The organism is Pseudomonas sp. PvP100 (genome assembly GCF_017833055.1).
GTDB classification, from domain to species: Bacteria; Pseudomonadota; Gammaproteobacteria; order Pseudomonadales; family Pseudomonadaceae; genus Aquipseudomonas; species Aquipseudomonas syringae.
On sequence record NZ_JAFIBO010000001.1, the window covers coordinates 4,660,115 to 4,678,429 of the forward strand.

An 18,315-nucleotide genomic window follows, 5' to 3' on the forward strand; every position below is an offset into this window, starting at 1 on the left:
AGCTTGCTCGCGAAGGCGTCAGTCAGATTTTTACTTTTCGGGCGGACCCTGAACAGCGCCAGCCGGATCCTCAAGTGCAGCAGGCTCTTCAGCAGGTGCCTCAGGTGCCAGGTCGAGCAGATCAGGCTCGTCGTCGACCGCATCTACAGCCACCTCAGTTTCGCTAGTCAGCGGCCTCAGCAAACTCGGATCCGTCACACCCGTCAGCTTCTTGCGCAGGCGCTGCAAGTCACCGACGCTGAGCTTCAACAGTTTGGCCGACTTGGTCTTGACCAGCGTGGTGACACTTTCTTCCTCGCCCAGGCGCGCCATCTGCCCCGCCAGGTTCATTGTCAGCACTTCGCGTGTGTAGATGCCGGTATTGTACTGATACACCGCAGCGATCAGCTCACGCAGTTCAAGCGGCAAACGCCAGCGGGTGCGCAGAGCAGAACCGAAGGCAGCGGAGTACTGCTCCAGAGACTGCCCGATCACCTGCTCATCCAGATGGCCGCCAGCCAGCAGCCACTCCTGCAGACAACCCAACACCGCCAGATCGCCCAGCGACTGCAACAGTCCGGCACAGAAACAGCGCTCCGCATCCAGCTCCAGCATGCCGCCCAGAATGCGTGCGTAATCAGCCGTGCGCTGCGACAGGGTCCACAGCTCATGGGCCTTGGCCAGCAACGCGTCGTCGGTCAGCACCGCCATACGCTTTTTGCCCAGACCGGACGCGATATTGGCGACCTGCACTGGCCCGAGAATGGCCAGCGCCCCGCCCATGGTCTGAATCGGCTTGCCCAGGTGCTGCGCCGCCGTGTTGGCGGCGGCGATCAATACAGCCGTGATGTGCGGATCATTGCGCAGCTCCTGCTCCAGCAGGGTGGCGTCGATGCCGCTGGCGGTCTGGCTGAGCGTCACCGCCGTGGCGACATCGACAAACAGCGGCGCTCCATCGGCGATGTCACGGCGTTTGTCGAGAAACTTGGTCAGGGTCAGACCCGGCGTCAGCGCGGGCACCGCACCTGCAACCGGGGCACTGCGTTCCAGCAGCAGGCCTTCAAGACGCTGGCGCAGCCCTTCGGTGTTCAGTGGTTTTGTCAGGTAGGCAGTCGGCGCCAGCGGCACGACCTCGCGCACGCTGGCGCTGTCATTGCGATTGCTGATCAGAATGAACGGGATGGCGGGCTGACGACGCAGATTGCGCACGCCCCGCAGCAGGCTCAGGCCATCAATCCCCGGCAGCTCGCGGGCGGCGATGATCAGGTCCGGCAGGTGTTTTTTCATCCACTCGACGGCCTGTTTGCCATCGGTGCACATCTCCAGCTCGATATCCGCACGCACGCCCAGCACCAGGTCGCTGAGCGTCTCGCGAACCCACGGATCAGACTCGGCTATCAGTACGCGAGGAACGGCGGGCAAAACTACAGCGGTCATCATGACTCTCCGATGTCAATGCGACCACCTTAGCCAATGCAAACGTCCGGATATACCCAAAACAGCGAAATACCCTGCTCTAAAGCAAAAAAAACCCGTCGAAACGGGCTTTTTTTGTCTGTTTGGTCATAAATTAATCAATTCATGACTTCACACTTTTTACGCGATTTCAGCGAAGCATTCGTCAAGAATGGCCAGGCCGCGGTTCAGCAATTCGTCTTCGGCGGTCAACGGCACCAGCACGCGCAACACGTTGCCGTAAGTACCGCAGGACAGCAGAATCAGACCCTTGTCACGCGCCTTGGCAACCACCTGAGCCACAGCAGCGGCGTTAGGCTTGTGCGAGTCGCCGCCTTCGAACAGTTCGACAGCGATCATCGCACCCAGCGCACGCACTTCACCGATATCCGGGTACTTGGTCTGCATCGCCTTGAGCGAGGTCACCAACTGCTCGCCAACCGCCTTGCAGCGCTCCAGCAGGTGCTCTTCTTCGAAGATGTCCAGCACCGCCAGTGCCGCAGCGCAGGCCACCGGGCTACCGGCATACGTGCCGCCCAGACCGCCGGGTGCGATGGCGTCCATGTATTCAGCCTTGCCGCACACGCCCGCCAGCGGGAAGCCGCCTGCGATGGACTTGGCGAAGGTGGTCAGGTCAGCCGCAACGCCCATCTGCTCCATCGCGAAGAACGTGCCGGTACGGCCAGCGCCGGTCTGCACTTCGTCAGCGATCAGCAGAATGCCGTGCTTGTCGCACAGCTCGCGCAGACGCAGCATGAAGGCCTTCGGCGCCACATAGAAACCACCCTCGCCCTGTACGGGTTCGATGATGATCGCAGCGATATCCTTGGGCTCGGCGTCATTCTTGAAGATGCGCTCGATGCTGGCGATGGAATCATCCACGCTCACGCCATGCAGTTCGCACGGGTACAGCGCGCGGAAGATACCGCCTGGCATCAGGCCCATGCCCGCCGAGTACGGCACGACCTTGCCGGTCAGGCCCAGGGTCATCATGGTGCGGCCGTGGTAAGCGCCGGTGAAGGCGATAACGCCCGCACGACCCGTCGCAGCACGGGCGATCTTCACGGCGTTTTCCACCGCTTCGGAACCGGTGGTCACCAGCAGGGTTTTCTTGTCGAAATCGCCTGGCACCTTGGCGTTGATTTTTTCGCACAGCTCGACGTAAGGCTCGTAGGCCAGTACCTGGAAGCAGGTGTGGCTCAGCTTGGTCAGCTGCTCTTGCACCGCGGCGATGATCTTCGGGTGCAGGTGACCGGTGTTGAGAACGGCAATACCGCCCGCGAAGTCGATGAATTCACGACCTTCGACGTCGGTAACGGTCGCGTTCTTCGCCGACGCAGCGAAGATCGGGTGGATCTGACCAACGCCACGCGGGACGGCTGCATGGCGGCGTTGCATCAGGGATTCGTTAGTCTTGCTCATGTATTCCTCATTCGCCGCTCATCGGTCGGCGTGGGTCAAGGATCAAGCGGACCGGATCAACTGCGGCAGCATACGATGATCGACTGCTGCAGCCTTAAGGCCACTAGGAAACTGCGGTGCAACAAAAGCCGATGACACGTCGCTCTCGCGCGCCATCGGCTGCAATACCCAAGTGTCGGTCAGACCGACAGGCAGAGGTATTTGATTTCCAGATAATCTTCGATGCCGTACTTGGAGCCTTCACGGCCCAGGCCGGACGACTTGATACCGCCGAACGGTGCCAGCTCGTTGGAGATCAGGCCGGTGTTGATACCCACCATGCCATATTCCAGCGCCTCGGCGACACGGAACACGCGGCTCATGTTCTGCGCGTAGAAGTACGACGCCAGACCGAACTCGGTGTCGTTGGCCATCGCGATCACTTCAGCCTCGTCCTTGAAGCGGAACAGCGGGGCCAGCGGACCAAAGGTTTCTTCCCGGGCTACGGCGGCATCTTTCGATACGTTGACCAGAATGGTCGGTTCGAAGAACGAGCCTTCCAGGCTGTTGCCACCGGTCAGCACGGTTGCGCCCTTGCTGACGGCGTCGGCGATGTGTTCCTTGACCTTGGCCACCGCCTTGTCATCGATCAACGGGCCGGTGGTGACGCCTTCTTCCAGGCCGTTACCGATCTTCAGCTTGCCGACCGCTGCCTTGAGCTTCTCGGCGAACGCGTCATACACCGCGTCCTGCACGTAGATGCGGTTGGCGCACACGCAGGTCTGGCCGTTGTTGCGGTACTTGGAGATCATCGCGCCTTCGACCGCCTTGTCGAGGTCGGCATCGTCGAACACGATGAAAGGCGCGTTACCGCCCAGCTCCAGGGACACCTTCTTGATGTCCTTGGCGCACTCGGCCATCAGCTGGCGACCAATGTCGGTCGAGCCGGTGAAGGACAGTTTGCGTACGATCGGGTTGCCGGTCAGCTCGGCACCGATATCGCCTGCGCTGCCGGTCACCACGCTGAACACGCCCGCCGGGATACCCGCACGTTCGGCCAGTTCAGCCAGAGCCAGTGCCGAGAACGGCGTTTGCGACGCAGGCTTGAGCACCATGGTGCAGCCCGCCGCCAGTGCAGGGCCGGCCTTGCGGGTGATCATCGCCGCCGGGAAGTTCCACGGGGTGATCGCTGCAGTCACACCAATCGGCTGCTTGAGCACGATCAGGCGCTTGTCCGGCTGGTGACCAGGGATCACATCGCCATACACACGCTTGGCTTCTTCGGCGAACCACTCGATGAACGACGCAGCGTAGGTGATCTCGCCCTTGGCTTCGGCCAGTGGCTTGCCCTGCTCCAGCGTCATCAGCAGACCCAGGTCGTCCTGGTTCTCGATCATCAGCTCGAACCAGCGGCGCAGCTTGTTGCCACGCTCTTTGGCGGTCAGCGCACGCCAGGCCGGCAGCGCCTTGTCAGCCGCCTCAATCGCCCGACGCGTCTCGGCTGCGCCCATTTTTGGCACCGTGCCGAGGATCTCGTTGTTGGCAGGGTTGTTGACCTTGATCGACTGACCACCGTCCGCGTCCAGCCATTGGCCGTTGATATAGGCTTGCTGGCGGAACAGTGTGGAATCTTTGAGCTGCATGTCGGCCTCCTAAACAGCATCGCCCGAGAGGCGACGCGAACAATTGATATCGATGCACCCCATTTGGAAGCCATCGTCAGGAAAACATTCCATCGGGTTCCAGCGCTGCGCAACGCATGAAGGCAGGAAGACCGAACAAGAGCGTTTGAAATCTCAAACGAATCCTAGGCATTGCGGGGGGAAAGGACAATAGCCCGTTCGAAAAAAAGAACGGGCGCAGGGAGGTGTGTGGTTTTCTGATCAGCGTCGAGCCGCGACGCAGAGGCATCTTGCAACCGCAACGCGATCAGGCGGCCCTGCCCTTCAACGTGAACAGGCTCAGCCCCAGACCTATGAATGAAGCGCCAAACACACGATTGACGTTCTGGCGCCTGCGCGCCGAATTGAGGTGGCGCTTGAGCGTCTGTGCCAGCAGCACATAAAAGACGTGAGCAACCACAGAGCAGCCGGCGAAGGTCACGATCAAAACGCCCGTCTGCTCCACCTGAAAGGTGCCGGGCTGAATGAACTGCGGCAGAAACGCGATGAAAAACAGAATCGCCTTGGGGTTGGTCAGCGCCACCGAGATGCCTTTGATAAACAGGCTGCCTGTGGACACCGCCTTGGGCACGTTGGCCAGCGCGTCGAATGCACTGCGCGCGCTACGCCACTGCTTGATCCCCAGATAAACCAGATACCCCGCGCCCGCGATTTTCAGGACCAGAAAGGCACTGGCGGACGCTACCAGGACCGCGCCTAGCCCGGCCGTTACCGCCGTGGCAACCACGATCAACCCCAAGGCGTTGCCGAGCGAACCAATCATCGCCCTCGCCGGCCCGTGGGTGATTGAATTGGACAGCGCCATGATCACCGCAGGCCCCGGCGTGAGCGTGACGAACAAGGCAATCATCGCGAAGCTGAGCCACTGTTGTAGCGATTCCATTTTTTATTCTCCCTGTGGCGCAGGCATTAGCCCACGCCTGTAGCGCTATCGATAATCCGGAAGCGTGAAAGCCTGCACCGCCGGAGTCAGCGCTCTGGCAGCACGCTTGCTGATAAAGGGCGTTGCCACCAACCGCTGCACGGTGCGCAGGATCTTCACCCCGGTCTGACTGCGAGGATGGACCAGACGCGGAACAAGTTTCGGCACGCTCTGCGACTTTTTCACCACAGGGCGCAGGACATATTCGTAGGAGGCAAGCGCCTCTGCAATCGTATCGGTTCTGGTGAGTTCGCCCGCCAGCACATACGCGCCAATCAGCGACAGCGAAGCACCGACCCCGCCCAGCGGCGTGACACACCACGCCGCATCGCCCAGAAGTACGACCGAGCCATTCGACCAGCGATCGATCTTCACCTGACGCAAGTCATCGAACCAGAAATCCTCCGCAGCCTCCATCCCCTCCAGCAGGCGAGGCACCTCCCAGTCGGCACCTGCAAACGACGCCCGAAGAAACGCCTTCTGCTCGGCAACGCTATTGCCGACCGTCAGGTGGCTTCGGCCCTGCACATTAAAGAACGCACGCGTCGTACCGCGATTGTCCGGACGAACACCCGCACTGCGACCGCCCACCGCGTTGTACCAGCGCGCGGTCTGACTATCGGTCGGCGCACGAGGCACGGTAAAGAACGCGCTGGCCAGGTCCATCCGACGCGGCTGATTCTCGCCGGGGAACACCAGCTCCCGCGTGCGCGAGCCGACACCTTCGGCAATGATCAACAGATCAAAACGCTCCTCGCCACCGCCCTCGAACGTAACCGACACGCCCTCCGCATCGTGCTCGACCGAGACGATGCGGTCACCAAAGCGATAGAACGCATCAGCAGACGACGCCTCATACAGCAGACGCGCAAGATCACCGCGCAACACCTCAAGCTCAGCCGTCGGGCCGTCTCCGTCCAGACCGGCCAGATCGATGCGCGCCGCCGTGCGGTTATCCTCATCCACCCACGCAAGCCCCGTCTCGCCGGTGTTGAGACCCTTCACCGCCTGCTCAAGCCCCATCAGACGCAAGACCTCCCGAGCCGCGCCCCGCACATCCACATTCTGCCCGCCATCGCGAAAGGCAGGCGCCTGCTCGACAACCGTGACATCGCAATCGCGCCGCGTCAGCCACCAGGCCGCGGCACAACCCGCGATACTGGCCCCCGTAATAAGAACGCGGCACGGGCTGCGCTCGATGCTTTTGAACTGATTGATAAGAGGCCCTCGGTGAGAACGAACTGACGGAGTGGTATGGGGAGCATCATGCACCAGCTGGCGGTTGTGCCGGTAGCGTAGGTCTGTTCCTTTATGGGTGGCAGTGGGTGTGGGGTGATGGAAGGCGGATGATTTGTGTCGCACACCGCCCGCAACTGGACGCCCCGTACCCATGTGAGTATCATGGCGCCCGCGTCGCACCAGTAGCTCAGCTGGATAGAGTACTGCCCTCCGAAGGCAGGGGTCGTGGGTTCGAATCCCGCCTGGTGCACCATATTGAAATCTAGATGTGTCTTGGATAGTGGACAGTCTATGAAATGCCCGAAGCCCGCCTTGTGCGGGCTTTTTTGTTTCTGGCTTTAGCAATTCTCAAGATATGTCGGCATCCACCATCCGTGAGCATTCCGACAGCCTCCTAATGGTTGGTGAGATCAGCATGTGCGATCCGCGCATCGTCGACTCGCGCAGGCACAATACGGACTGTTGGATCAGAAGATCAATCGCCGCGAGACCCTCATCAACAATCAGTCCCTGATGGCGGGTTACATCGAGGCCATGAACACCTGGAAAGCCGATGAGCAGGAGCTGAATGAAAAACGTCAGAGCCTCAGCATCCGTCTGGAACAGATCCAACAACAGGCGGTAGAGGACATGGCCAAAGCCCGGCAGGCGGAAACGGATGCGGCTACCGCATATGCACAGGCTGTCGCATGGGGCGACACCGAAGGTGAAAAGACCGCCAATGCCGATGCACAAAAAGCCGCAAAAAACCTGGCAACCGCCGCCGAGCATGATCGTCGGCAGGGGCTGATCATATCCGCGCTCAAGCAGGAGCTGGCCACCGTAGATAAATACATCGTTGAAGCACAGGAAAAGCACAGAGGCATAGAGCGCGACGCCCTGTGGCTCTCTCAGACGATCCTTGAGGAGAAATGGAACGAGGCCGCGAAGTCATTGTTTGAAGTCGGTGGAAGGCTCTGGGCGAATTACAACCTGCTCGGCCTTGATCAAGTGAGCCTGTTGAAACTGGCGGTTCCGCAGGAAGGCGAAACCGTCGGGAACTGGACGTGGCATGAATTATCCGACCGAGCGCGCAACTACGGCGCGCAGGATCTGCTTCAGCTCAACAATATCTCGACACCTCAACAGGCTGTACTCGTGAGCCAACTGGAGGAACGAAAGGATGAAAGCAGTGAACAAGCAACTACAAAACAGCACGAGCTGGGCTGACACGCTCAAGACTCGGAAAGCTCATCTGGCCGCACTGCTGAAAACCATCAACGCGACCTCAGCCAAAGTCAGTCAGATTCAAATGCTGACGATCAAGGCAATTAAAGCGGAAATGGCGCACATTGAAAGTCAACTGATAAGCCGAAAATAGTGCTGAACTTGTAATCGGCGCTATCGATCTCAATAACACACACAATGGAAACCCTATGTCAAAACTTGCAGAGTACCGCCAACTGGAAAAACACCTCGCAGAGCAACTCCAGGTACTGGAGAAAATGAAAGATGATGATGGACTGAAGAAAGAGATCGAGTTCGAGACGAAGCTGCGCAAGCTGCTTGAGCACTATGGCTTCAGCCTGAAGCACATCGTCAATCTGCTGGATCCACAGGCATCAGCCCGAGGTCAGATCTCTGACAAGCCTGCAGGCACACGCAAACCGCGCGAGCTCAAGGTGTACAAAAATCCCAATACCGGTGAAGTGATCGAAACCAAAGGTGGGAATCACAGAGCTTTGAAGGAATGGAAAGCAGAACACGGCGATGATGTCGTCGAGGGATGGCTGAAGAAATAGCGCTGATTAACCTGAAAAAGGGCCCGAACGGGCCCTTTTTGATGGGCGCGACTTACTGAAATGAGATGTCTCGGTCTTAATCCACACGCAGGGAGTCTAATACACCAAATTTTTGAATTTCTGCCTCACGATCTGGAGTGTTTTCCGCCAACAGCGGTCGCTACTGCAGGACAATTCTACTGCTGCTCGGACGGAGAGGTCTGAAAGATTATTCATAGGCTAGGGCGTGAATGGTCCAACCACGCTTCTACTAGCGCAGGATCGGAGTGACTGCTGAATGCTGCAAACCGTATACCCAGACTGGATTTCCGGCTATCTGTCGCTATGGTGTACAGTAGGAAAGGGAACATCCCAAGTACACACAACGCAGTCAATTTGACTTCACAGAATGTAAACCAATAAATATAATCAACTCTAAGGGCTATCAAAATGTCAACAGAGAAGAGAGTGCGATCGGTTGGTTCTGTAGCTGGTGAACTTATAAAGAAATCCAGAGAAGCTGCGCTAGCCTCGGTACAGATATTCAATAATCCTGCGCTAACCTTTAAGTCTGAAATATTTATAGTCTTGATGATGATATCCTGGACTTATCTACTCCATGCTTTTTATCGTAAAAACAAAGTTGAGTATCGATACTTTAAGTTGGAAGGCACGCGTAAGAAGTTTCAAAAGACTGCTAAAGGCGCGGTAAAGCATTGGGAGCTAGAGAAATGCTTGGATCATCCAGCATCACCGGTCCACCTAAGTGCCGCCAATAATCTCCGATTCTTAATCGGGTTAAGGCATGAGATTGAACACCAAATGACAACCAGGATAGATCAGTTTCTAAGTGCTAGATTTCAAGCCTGCTGCCTAAACTACAACGAACTTATAAAGTCGCTATTTGGCATTAATTTCGGAATAGATAAACACTTATCTTTCAGCCTACAATTCTCATCTTTGAATAAGGATCAGGTTGACAGATTGTCCCAGGCAGACGGACTCCCTGAAAATATTAGGGCATATATAACTAATTTTGATTTGGCGCTAAGCGATGAGGAGTTTAATGATCCGAAATTTTCTTATCGCGTATTCTTCGTTCCCAAAACCGCGAATCATAAAGGTCAGGCAGATCAGGTTATTGAGTTTATCAAGCCAGGTTCTGAAATGGCCCAAGGAATGAATACAAAGTATATTCAGATAAAGGAGATTGAACGGCCTAAATATTTACCTTCGAAAATTGTAGAAAAAGTAAAGAAAGCTGGTTATCCACGATTCAACATGATGCACCACACGCAAATGTGGCAGCTCAATGAAGCAAAAAAACAGGGTAAAGGTTTCGGTGTTACCGTGATGAACACATGGTATTGGTACGAGGCATGGCTAGACTATGTTCTAGACGAGTGCGAAATTCGAAAAAAGGAATTTATTTAGATATGAGTAACATGGAAATTCCGATTCGTAGGTGCCGTCCGTGTAAAGCCAGAAATCTCATGGCCTATGACAGAATCATAATCCTCATGACATTATTGAAAAGCGGCAAAGTGGTAAAAAGAGGGCTGTGTTTTAGCGATGAAAAATAGGTAATTGTAAGAAGCGCATTAAATTACAACATCCCTATCAGGCCAACAAGCTATCAAGATACCGGAGTGAGAATTGTTAAAACTAAATACCCAGCTGGTATGCGTTTATCACATGAGCAACCCGGACGATCCATCTGAGTTTGTCCCTGCACCCGACATGCGCGGAAATAAACCTTTTGGGGTTCACGAAACATCCACAAATACAACAGCTTTTTTTCAAAAAATAATAAAGCCAAAAATTGGTTCAAATACAATTGCAATTGCAATCCCTAATGAAATCACCCTCGCAATAAGTGTTGCAACTAAGTCGTTACAGCGGGCTAAAAAAATCAAAGTGAGACTCGAGCGGCTATCGGAGTCTACCGAATCGATATATGACCACAATGTAGGTCTTGCGTATGATTATCTTGAGTGCATACAAACAGCAATAATATTCGCTTACAAGGCAGTGGAGTCGTTTTGTAACGCAGGAATACCAGACTCATACACATACAAAAAATCCACGAATAAATCTACAGAATATTATAACAAAGAACAAATTGAACGATGGATTTCCACGTCAGACAAAGTTTCATCGATACTGCCAGTAATATTAAAATGTCCACCGCCTCAATCTGAAGTTTTTTGGTCGGACTTCAAGAGTCTTGAAAGGCTAAGAAACGAGATCATACACAGCAAGTCCAGTAATACAGATGCAATACTGGAGGAGTTATTCGCAGAATATGTAGGCCGATACATAAATTCAGCGATGCTTTTACTGAAGTTTTTTATTGCTATTGATCCGTCAAATCCAATTTTTCCTTTGGGCTTCGGAAAATCAATGGTTCGAGTTGTAAATGTAGAAAAAGCAGAGGATATATTAGGTGAGGTCGATAAAATTTAATTGCCCTCCTTCTGGGCGGTAGACCGCCCCAATCCCACGATTGGTTATATTTGAAAACTACCAAACTCACTTACCGAAGACGTTTACTATTCGTCAATTGCTGCTTTGGATAGCTAGAAAAAAATTCGTTAGATAACGGGCGGTCAGTGCTAAATTCGTATGCTCTTAGATCAGCCAAGCTAATAAAGGAAAATTCGAGCCCATGATTTTCTACGCATTGCGTCAGCCTTTGTTGCAAGCGCAAAGACGAAGAATTCGTATAGGTGTGGAATAACGGGTAATTTGAATTTTTTTGTACTCTCAAAATCTACCGCCTCGTGAGCAATATAGTTGAGGGTGTTATACAGTGGCTTGATAAACTGTAGGATCTTCCATACCAGATGTGGCGCGGTCTTCTGGATGACATGCATGCTCCAATAATCGTCGAACAGCGTCATTGGATGGCCGTCGAAAGCAAATCTAGTAGAGTAACCAACCAACCCTGCTTGATCCAGCTGATACATGACTCGCTCTGCGTCTTTGTTGAGTTTTACATACCCTATGTCAGTGTTTGCAACCTTCTTGCAGATAGCGTACCAGTCCCCGAGCGGCCCACGATCTGCTGTGTTGTTATTAAGTTCGCGCAGATTGTAGTAACGAGCCTTATTAGCAAATTTTTCTAGGAAATCGAGAATTTCATCTTCAGCACTGCCAGAGATTGGCGCAGCTACTTTTTCATCCTCCCATTTATTATGTATGGACAGTGCATACAAATACGTTGCCTTAATGTTATGCCCATACTTCTTTCGTAGCTCCTCGTCCGTCGGAGGCTTGTAGTCGTTTTCGAGCATGTGGTGAGTAATAACTACAAGCTTTAGGATCCTTTCTATCCCAATTGTGAGCTGAAAGAATGCGGAATAGAAATTACCTATTTTTCTATCATCGAGATTTGCCTTCAAGAGCAAATCAATCCCGGCGAGTAACGATGTTCTAGCTAGGTGTCCCTCTTGCTGCAGCAGAGTAAAGGTACGACTGAATCGAAGATCTCTCATAGAAGCCATCCTAGACTGGCTGGGCACAGTTCCAGCGTAGTCGTTGGGGAGTCAGAGAGCCATTGGTCAAAAGCTTTTTTGTGCGAAGCCAAATCCTAGTGCATACATGCGTAAAAACTACGGGAAACCTACCGTGGCGGCTAACCTTTTGCGTTCGTTGAAGCTGATAGAGAATCACGAGCTAGCTTCGGAGGGCTGGAGGTGGGGTCGCATTGGCTCTTGCTTTTTGTCCGCGTGCAGCAACGTAAAGATAGGATGCGATCTCGCAAGTGATCGCTAACTACCCATTTAGATTTTTCATGGCGAGCGGCGTCGGCTAGGTACGCCTATTTTGACGGATTTACAAAGGTCGGGGAGGCAATTGAGCTAAATATCCGCTAGATTGCTTTTAGGGCCTTCATCACGATTCGCCCAGTTTATACGAGCTAACACGGAGATTACGTTATGGACCAATGGGACTTCGATGATCGTCCAGAGTTACCACCCGAAGCAGGTAACCAGGATGCTCGAGAATTTAACCCTGATGATCAGTGGCTTCAAAAAGCCCCTAAAGCCCTCCAGATTGAAGCAATGCGGCATTGGTTTTATGCTCGGTTTGAAAATCCCGCGAATTCAACACCTTACGATGGTCGGCAGGGAGGTTATCATTTTATTTGCGGTGGCCCCTATGATCCAAGCGATGAGATCCAAGAGCGTTTTTCAGACGTCGTAACATACGAGGTGATGGAAGAGTTGATCAATGAGCTAATTCAGGAGTGTGGAGATGAATGGGCAGGAGTCAATCACGGAGATTGGGAGTACGATGACATTTATTCGTTGCTTCCTGACAATCGCAGTGACCCACTGAAAATGCTGATTGAGCGCTTGAATAGAATTGAAGAGACGCTGACAGGGCCTGCGACTGCTCAAGATTTTGTAATACAGCTATTGCATAGCGCGACAATCACGGCTTTAGAGGCTTATCTATGGGACACAACAGCCTTCTGGGTCACTCAGAATGATGAAGTATTGCGCTCTTTTGTTAAGGGTAATGAAGACTTTGCAGGGGAGAAGCTGAAGCTTTCGGATATCTTCACCGCAATGGAAGGGTTAGAGAAAAAAGTTATTGAGTATTTACAGACATTCATTTGGCATCGCTTAGATAAAACTAAGCCGCTACTTGAGAAAACCCTAGGAATAAAGTTTCCTGACATTGCTCCTTTCATGCCTGAAATAATAATTCGTCATGATATAGTGCACCGAGGTGGGCGTAATAAAGAGGGTTATCCTGTCAATGTCTCATCGTCCGACGTGAAGCGGGTTGCTGATTTGGTAAAGAGCTTTGCAGATACTCTAGATGCCGAACTTCTTAAAGCCTTCCCAGTCGTACGAGTCCCTCCCATAAAATAATTTTTTGATCCGCTTTAGTCATACTTGGCATTACAATTATTTTTAATTTACGATCCGAAAACAGTGGGTCTTAAATGCTCGAATCGCCTTAAATTTAGGCTTCTTATCGCCGTTCTATGCACGTCGATGATAAGCTGCTTCAGTGTGTATTAATCAAGAGTTGCCAATGGAGGTTATATGATTCGCAAGGCATCGGAGCTTCTTGGAGAATTTATCGAAGCCGAAAAAAGAAAGCTCGATGGATTTAATATGTCTCATATGCCGACCCTTGGAAGTGCCTATGAGGAGATTACAAAGCAAGGTATATACCAAGATTTCGCCATTCCAAAACACTTAGATCTACGAGTCGTTTCGGGTTTCATCTCTATCGGAGGCGAAATGCTGGATGAGCAAATAGATTGTATGTTGGTGCATGGCGATGGAGAGAGATATGGGCTTACGCAGCAGTACAAGTATGATATCAACAGTATACTTTGTATATTTGAAGTTAAGAAAAATCTAAGAAAGGCCGAATACGCTGATGCTATGCATCATTTAGCAAAAATCAGAAGAAAATTTGCTGACAATTTTGAGGAGAGATTGATTAACGAAGGGTATAGACCTGATATTTCTAATGCGCGCCGACGTTTCTCTCAGCTGACTGGTAAAGTGGCGCCTGAAGAATACCTTGACATACATAACTTATCTAAAGCTGATGGCATACTATTTTATACTCTTGTGCAAGAGTCATTGTCACCAATAACAATAATTCATGGCTACGAAGGATATAAGACTGAGAATGGTCTTAGGACTGCATTTTCAGATATTCTTGAAGAGGCTTGGAAAAGCGGGCATGGCTGGGGAGTTCCAAGCATTCCAACCCTTGTTACGTCTAATAACTTTTGTTTGGTTAAAGGTAGCGGTATTCCATTTTTACTTGTGCAGAATAAAAATGAGTGGATCTCCGTATTTTCTACGAGGCATAACTCAGCAAAGTTAATTTTAGAGTTGATTTGGTCAAAAATCGGCGAGTATTTCAACGTCAAAATGCCTTGGGGTGATGGGCTGCACATGGATAGTGTTCAGCCACTGTTGATTGCGGAAGCCAAAGAGATCGAAGGCGGCGCTGGTTGGGCTTATAGAACACAAGAGTTTAAGGAAAAACACATGGTGCGAGACGATGACAATTTGTGGTCGCCCTCGAGGATAGGCAAAGCTGAAATAGCTTCAATAAATATAATGGCAGTGCAAGGTGGATATTTACTCCTAGATGATGATATGAGGGAGTATTTAATTCGGAATCACGGTGTGACTATCGAACAAGTCGCCGATGCATTGATTTCAACTCGAGAGTTTATGCGTGATGGTGGATACATCAGGCCTATACATCCACAAACGTACGTGATCACTAACAAAGATGAGACCGGGTTCGTTGCATCTGAGATCGAACGTTTTGATTTGTGGTGCGCAGAAAATGAAGTCGAGCCCAGCTATATGTCAATTTATTTGATGAACGACTAGGCGAACGGCTGCCTTGAGCCCACGGCGGTCAAGAGCAGCCAGCATAGACGAAGGTGACGTTACACATTTGCTCGTTGTTACATCCCTAACTCGGAAGCTTTCAGGTCGGTGTTACGATATATTTATACTTGAAAATCAATGGGTTAAGAAGGCTTGTTACACGTGCAACACTAGTTACACGGCATTTGACAGCTATCGCCCCCGCCCCCCCTTAAGGTGGATCCACCAGCGAAAGCATCGTCTCAGGGGCGGGGTCCCTGAGGTCTTTTACATCATACGGGGCAGGGAACCCGCGCGTCTTGAGTAGCCGACGCTTTCGCAGCTTAGTGAACTGGTGAACTCGGTGAACTCACTCATCGGCTGGTGAACTCGACTTCTCATTCCTTCCGCTACTAATCCGATTCAGTAACTGCCAACAGCCTCAACCCTTCCACGGTCAGCGGCTATGTCCCGCATACGGGCTCAGCTGTATCAAGTAGCGGCATTCCGCCATACTGGAGAAGACAATGACGTCAATGGGGCAAGGACCGGTTCGTATGAGAAAGCTATCTATGCACGCTCTGTTGGCAATAATCACGTCGTTTGTCATCACTGGATGCGCCAGCGGCTACAAAGAGTTTTATACCCCGAGTTCCGGCGCAACGCCTGAGGAGATCTCCGCAAATCGAGCTTCGACGCCTCCTGCGACGCCCCTTGTCGAAAGGTCAGCATTCGGCGATGCCGATCAAATTGTCGACAGGTACGCGAAACGGGGATACGTGATCATTGGCGAGTCGCACTTCAATAGCGGAGAAAGGGTTTCTGAAGAGGACGCATTGGAGCAAGGCAAGGCGGTAGGAGCAGATTTGGTTCTGGTCTATCTACCGAAATATACCGGCTCCATTACCTCAAGCATGCCGATCACTACCCCCACCACCAGCACTTCCTTCACCTCAGGAAGCGCCAACGCTTATGGCCCTGGTGGCCCGGTCACTGCTTACGGAAATGCCACGACTACCACCTACGGCAGCACCACCACTTATGTACCAATTACGGTAAACCGGTCCGACTATGGCGCGATTTACTTTGTGAAAGGAAGGTTTCGGCTCGGAGTGTTTGTGCGCAATCTGAACGACTTAGAAAAGCAACTGCTGCAGACAAATCAAGGAGTCGTGGTGCGGACCATCGTCGATGATAGTCCTGCTTACAAAGCAGATGTCTTGGTAGGCGATATGCTCGTGGCGATTGATGGTGAGAAAGTCTCCAACGAAGAGGGCTTTACCAAAATGATCGCCGCTCGGAGGGGACAAGCAGTCAGGCTTGCTCTGATTCGAAATGGGACCCCCTTGCTGAAGACCGTACAGGTAGGGAAATGAATCATCCAAATGACTGACTACTAACCATAGCGAGCTGGACCGTGTATGCCCACGTGTATGCCTAACTGAGAGGCTGTTAGCAGAGCCCTTATAAAACGGGCCTCTGACAGCCCAGTTCAAACGACGCCTGGAAATCTGGACATGTCGTGGACAGTCTACAAAGAACCCCAAAAGCCCGCCCTGTGCGGGCTTTGTTGTTTCTGGCTTTTGGTGCTGGATGAGATCGTTATGTGCGCTCCACACGTCACGGCGAGAAGGTGTTGGCCCAGCAAATGGCCCAAACGAACAAGGAACTGAAAGCGGACATCGAGGTACGCATGCTCGCCCCCCCCAACCGATGCCAGCAAAGGCCTCGGTATGTTCGACGCCCTGAACGGTTCCGAAGATGCAGCAGCACTGGCACACCGCTTTTCTCACAGCCCCAGGAAAAAGATGTATTTATTTTCATACACAATTCGAAACACCTCATGCCCCTAAATCCGAACCCCTCAGACAATACAACCGGACATATTGTCGCACCTAAAAAAATGGCTTGCGGTTGTGATGAATCGTTTCATCTGGCATAAAAGGTCGGCTTCGGGCTCGAAAATCTAGAAAAACATAGATTAATGGGTCGACGATAGCTGCTCCAATGTCTGACCCCGCGCGTCAAATAATCAAGCCAGTTTTGCTCGCTGCCCGAAGCGGATGCCTGTGCTATCCAATCTGTCTTTCAACCTCATCGAGGCCATTCCTACGGCGCGCCCAAACGCCGTGCAACAAAAAGGACCGGAAAATTGAGCGATCAATCAACTCCGAACACTCCACTCGTTAGATTCTGCGACAAAGTTGGTATTCCCTATCCCATGTTCTGGGGTTTTGTCGGCCTGTTGATCTTCATGATCGGCGATGGCGTAGAACTCGGATACCTCTCGCCCTTCCTCAGTGAACGCGGCATGCCCGGCGATGAAGTCGCCATGATCTTCACCATCTATGGCGTCACGGTCGGTATTTCATCGTGGCTCGCCGGCGCGCTCTCCAATATCTGGGGCCCGAAACGGGTGATGTTCCTGGGGTTGATTATCTGGAGCGTGTTCGAAGTGCTCTTCCTGGTCTACGGGCTGCAGGAATTGAGCTATTCCATGATTCTGCTGACCTATGGTTTGCGCGGTTTCGGTTATCCGCTCTTCGCCTACGGTTTCCTGGTCTGGATCGCGGCTTCCACGCCGTCCCGCAAGATGGGCATGGCCGTGGGCTGGTTCTGGGTGGCTTACGCCGCGGGCCTGCCAATGCTGGGCTCTCTGGTAGCGAGCATCGCTATTCCGTTGATTGGTGCATTGCTGACCTTCTGGCTGTCTTTCGCTCTGGTGGTCATCGGTGGTGTGATTGGTCTGGTCGGGATGCGCGAAGCTCATGGCATGCGCCGACTGGCACCGGAAGGCGAGCGTCCGCTGGTGTCGATGGCCAAGAACATCACCATCATGTGGACCCGTCCCAAAGTGTCGTTGGCCGGTATCGTCCGCGTCATCAACACCTCATCGATGTTTGGCTTTCTGGTGGTCATGCCAGGGTTCTTCATGCAAACCGTTGGCTTCACCCTGGAAGAATGGCTGCGCCTGCTGACCATCGTGTTTGTGTTCAACATCATCGGCAACCTGGGCTCCAGCGTCATCAGCACCAAGATCGGTTATCGCAACACGATCCTGTGGTTTGGCGCAGTGGGCAGCACGATCAGCACGCCGCTGTTCTTCTTCATGCCACAGGCGTTTCCGAACGACTTCCTGATCGCCTCGATCTTCGGCGCCTTCTACGGCCTGACCCTGGCGTGCTTCGTGCCGCTGTCGGCGCTTGCCCCTGCTTTGGCACCGAACAACAAAGCGGCTGCCTTGTCGGTGTTGAGCCTGGGTGCAGGCGCGTCGACGTGGGTTGGCCCGGCTGTTGTTGCGATCTTCAATGAAAGTTACGGCATTGAAGGCGTGGTCTGGGCGTTCTCCGGGTTGTACGCACTGAGTGCTGTGCTGACCGTATTCCTGAAAGATCCGGAGCCGGTGCATGATCCGATTCTGATCAAGATCAAGCGTCGGATCAAAGTGTTCGCGCCGCGTCTGGATTATCGTTGGGCTCACGCTGAGGACCCGAAGCAAAGCCAAAGCTGAT

14 protein-coding genes, 1 tRNA gene and 1 pseudogene are annotated in these 18,315 nt (G+C 52.8%); 10 read left to right on the forward strand and 6 right to left on the reverse strand.

Annotation, left to right across the window (positions count from 1 at the left end):
* Positions 1-30: 30 nt before the first annotated feature.
* From JOE39_RS20070 to JOE39_RS20090, 5 genes are all read right to left on the reverse strand, one after another.
* The gene (locus JOE39_RS20070; protein ID WP_210078667.1) at positions 31-1,416 is read right to left on the reverse strand and encodes a response regulator; all 1,386 of its coding nucleotides are present in this window, start codon (positions 1,414-1,416) and stop codon (positions 31-33) included.
* Positions 1,417-1,575: 159 nt separating this feature from the next.
* Positions 1,576-2,856, reverse strand: a complete 1,281-nt coding sequence (gene gabT / locus JOE39_RS20075) for a 4-aminobutyrate--2-oxoglutarate transaminase (RefSeq protein ID WP_210078383.1) — start codon at positions 2,854-2,856, stop codon at positions 1,576-1,578.
* A 179-nt stretch (positions 2,857-3,035) separates the two neighbouring features.
* Positions 3,036-4,478 (reverse strand): NADP-dependent succinate-semialdehyde dehydrogenase, encoded by a 1,443-nt coding sequence (gabD, locus tag JOE39_RS20080; RefSeq protein ID WP_003367662.1) that lies wholly within the window; start codon positions 4,476-4,478, stop codon positions 3,036-3,038.
* Positions 4,479-4,764: 286 nt separating this feature from the next.
* Complete coding sequence (locus JOE39_RS20085; protein WP_210078381.1) at positions 4,765-5,400, reverse strand: LysE family translocator; 636 nt, start codon at positions 5,398-5,400, stop codon at positions 4,765-4,767.
* 45 nt (positions 5,401-5,445) lie between these two features.
* On the reverse strand, positions 5,446-6,831 hold the full coding sequence (locus tag JOE39_RS20090; RefSeq protein WP_210078379.1) for an FAD-dependent monooxygenase: 1,386 nt from the start codon (positions 6,829-6,831) through the stop codon (positions 5,446-5,448).
* A 23-nt stretch (positions 6,832-6,854) separates the two neighbouring features.
* On the opposite strand from JOE39_RS20090, the gene JOE39_RS20095 reads away from it, so the two are divergent.
* The 6 genes and pseudogenes from JOE39_RS20095 (at position 6,855) to JOE39_RS20120 (ending at position 10,904) form a co-directional block, all read left to right on the forward strand.
* Positions 6,855-6,931 (forward strand) — tRNA-Arg (locus JOE39_RS20095).
* Between the two features lie 144 nt (positions 6,932-7,075).
* A pseudogene (locus JOE39_RS20100) lies at positions 7,076-7,887 on the forward strand (chromosome segregation protein SMC).
* A complete protein-coding gene (locus tag JOE39_RS20105; protein WP_210078377.1) occupies positions 7,850-8,038 on the forward strand; it encodes a hypothetical protein in 189 nt (62 codons plus the stop codon). Before JOE39_RS20100 ends, JOE39_RS20105 begins: the two are co-directional and overlap by 38 nt.
* A 55-nt stretch (positions 8,039-8,093) precedes the next feature.
* Entirely contained in the window at positions 8,094-8,459 is a 366-nt protein-coding gene (locus JOE39_RS20110; RefSeq protein WP_210078375.1) for a histone-like nucleoid-structuring protein, MvaT/MvaU family, read from the forward strand.
* A gap of 429 nt (positions 8,460-8,888) precedes the next feature.
* A complete protein-coding gene (locus tag JOE39_RS20115; RefSeq protein ID WP_210078373.1) occupies positions 8,889-9,872 on the forward strand; it encodes a DUF3644 domain-containing protein in 984 nt (327 codons plus the stop codon).
* A 261-nt stretch (positions 9,873-10,133) separates the two neighbouring features.
* Entirely contained in the window at positions 10,134-10,904 is a 771-nt protein-coding gene (locus tag JOE39_RS20120) for a hypothetical protein (protein WP_210078371.1), read from the forward strand.
* 179 nt (positions 10,905-11,083) lie between these two features.
* Here the strand turns inward: JOE39_RS20120 and JOE39_RS20125 are convergent, their stop codons facing one another.
* Positions 11,084-11,935, reverse strand: a complete 852-nt coding sequence (locus JOE39_RS20125; RefSeq protein WP_210078369.1) for a hypothetical protein — start codon at positions 11,933-11,935, stop codon at positions 11,084-11,086.
* Positions 11,936-12,379: 444 nt separating this feature from the next.
* Between JOE39_RS20125 and JOE39_RS20130 the strand changes: the two genes are divergently transcribed.
* From JOE39_RS20130 to JOE39_RS20150, 4 genes are all read left to right on the forward strand, one after another.
* Positions 12,380-13,324: a hypothetical protein gene (locus tag JOE39_RS20130; RefSeq protein ID WP_210078367.1), complete on the forward strand. Its 945-nt coding sequence runs from the start codon at positions 12,380-12,382 to the stop codon at positions 13,322-13,324.
* Positions 13,325-13,501: 177 nt separating this feature from the next.
* Positions 13,502-14,824 (forward strand): DUF6602 domain-containing protein, encoded by a 1,323-nt coding sequence (locus JOE39_RS20135; protein ID WP_210078364.1) that lies wholly within the window; start codon positions 13,502-13,504, stop codon positions 14,822-14,824.
* Between the two features lie 536 nt (positions 14,825-15,360).
* A complete protein-coding gene (locus JOE39_RS20140; protein WP_237504558.1) occupies positions 15,361-16,179 on the forward strand; it encodes a PDZ domain-containing protein in 819 nt (272 codons plus the stop codon).
* A gap of 776 nt (positions 16,180-16,955) precedes the next feature.
* Complete coding sequence (locus JOE39_RS20150; RefSeq protein ID WP_024649504.1) at positions 16,956-18,314, forward strand: MFS transporter; 1,359 nt, start codon at positions 16,956-16,958, stop codon at positions 18,312-18,314.
* The last annotated feature ends 1 nt before the right edge of the window (position 18,315 follow it).

Excerpts from the sequence above, each read along its gene's own strand:
- JOE39_RS20070 (WP_210078667.1), bottom strand. The coding sequence starts at position 1,416 with ATGACCGCTGTAGTTTTGCCCGCCGTTCCTCGCGTACTGATAGCCGAG.
- gabT (WP_210078383.1), bottom strand. The coding sequence starts at position 2,856 with ATGAGCAAGACTAACGAATCCCTGATGCAACGCCGCCATGCAGCCGTC.
- gabD (WP_003367662.1), bottom strand. The coding sequence starts at position 4,478 with ATGCAGCTCAAAGATTCCACACTGTTCCGCCAGCAAGCCTATATCAAC.
- JOE39_RS20085 (WP_210078381.1), bottom strand. The coding sequence starts at position 5,400 with ATGGAATCGCTACAACAGTGGCTCAGCTTCGCGATGATTGCCTTGTTC.
- JOE39_RS20090 (WP_210078379.1), bottom strand. The coding sequence starts at position 6,831 with ATGGGTACGGGGCGTCCAGTTGCGGGCGGTGTGCGACACAAATCATCC.
- JOE39_RS20110 (WP_210078375.1), top strand. The coding sequence starts at position 8,094 with ATGTCAAAACTTGCAGAGTACCGCCAACTGGAAAAACACCTCGCAGAG.
- JOE39_RS20115 (WP_210078373.1), top strand. The coding sequence starts at position 8,889 with ATGTCAACAGAGAAGAGAGTGCGATCGGTTGGTTCTGTAGCTGGTGAA.
- JOE39_RS20120 (WP_210078371.1), top strand. The coding sequence starts at position 10,134 with ATGAGCAACCCGGACGATCCATCTGAGTTTGTCCCTGCACCCGACATG.
- JOE39_RS20125 (WP_210078369.1), bottom strand. The coding sequence starts at position 11,935 with ATGAGAGATCTTCGATTCAGTCGTACCTTTACTCTGCTGCAGCAAGAG.
- JOE39_RS20130 (WP_210078367.1), top strand. The coding sequence starts at position 12,380 with ATGGACCAATGGGACTTCGATGATCGTCCAGAGTTACCACCCGAAGCA.
- JOE39_RS20135 (WP_210078364.1), top strand. The coding sequence starts at position 13,502 with ATGATTCGCAAGGCATCGGAGCTTCTTGGAGAATTTATCGAAGCCGAA.
- JOE39_RS20140 (WP_237504558.1), top strand. The coding sequence starts at position 15,361 with ATGAGAAAGCTATCTATGCACGCTCTGTTGGCAATAATCACGTCGTTT.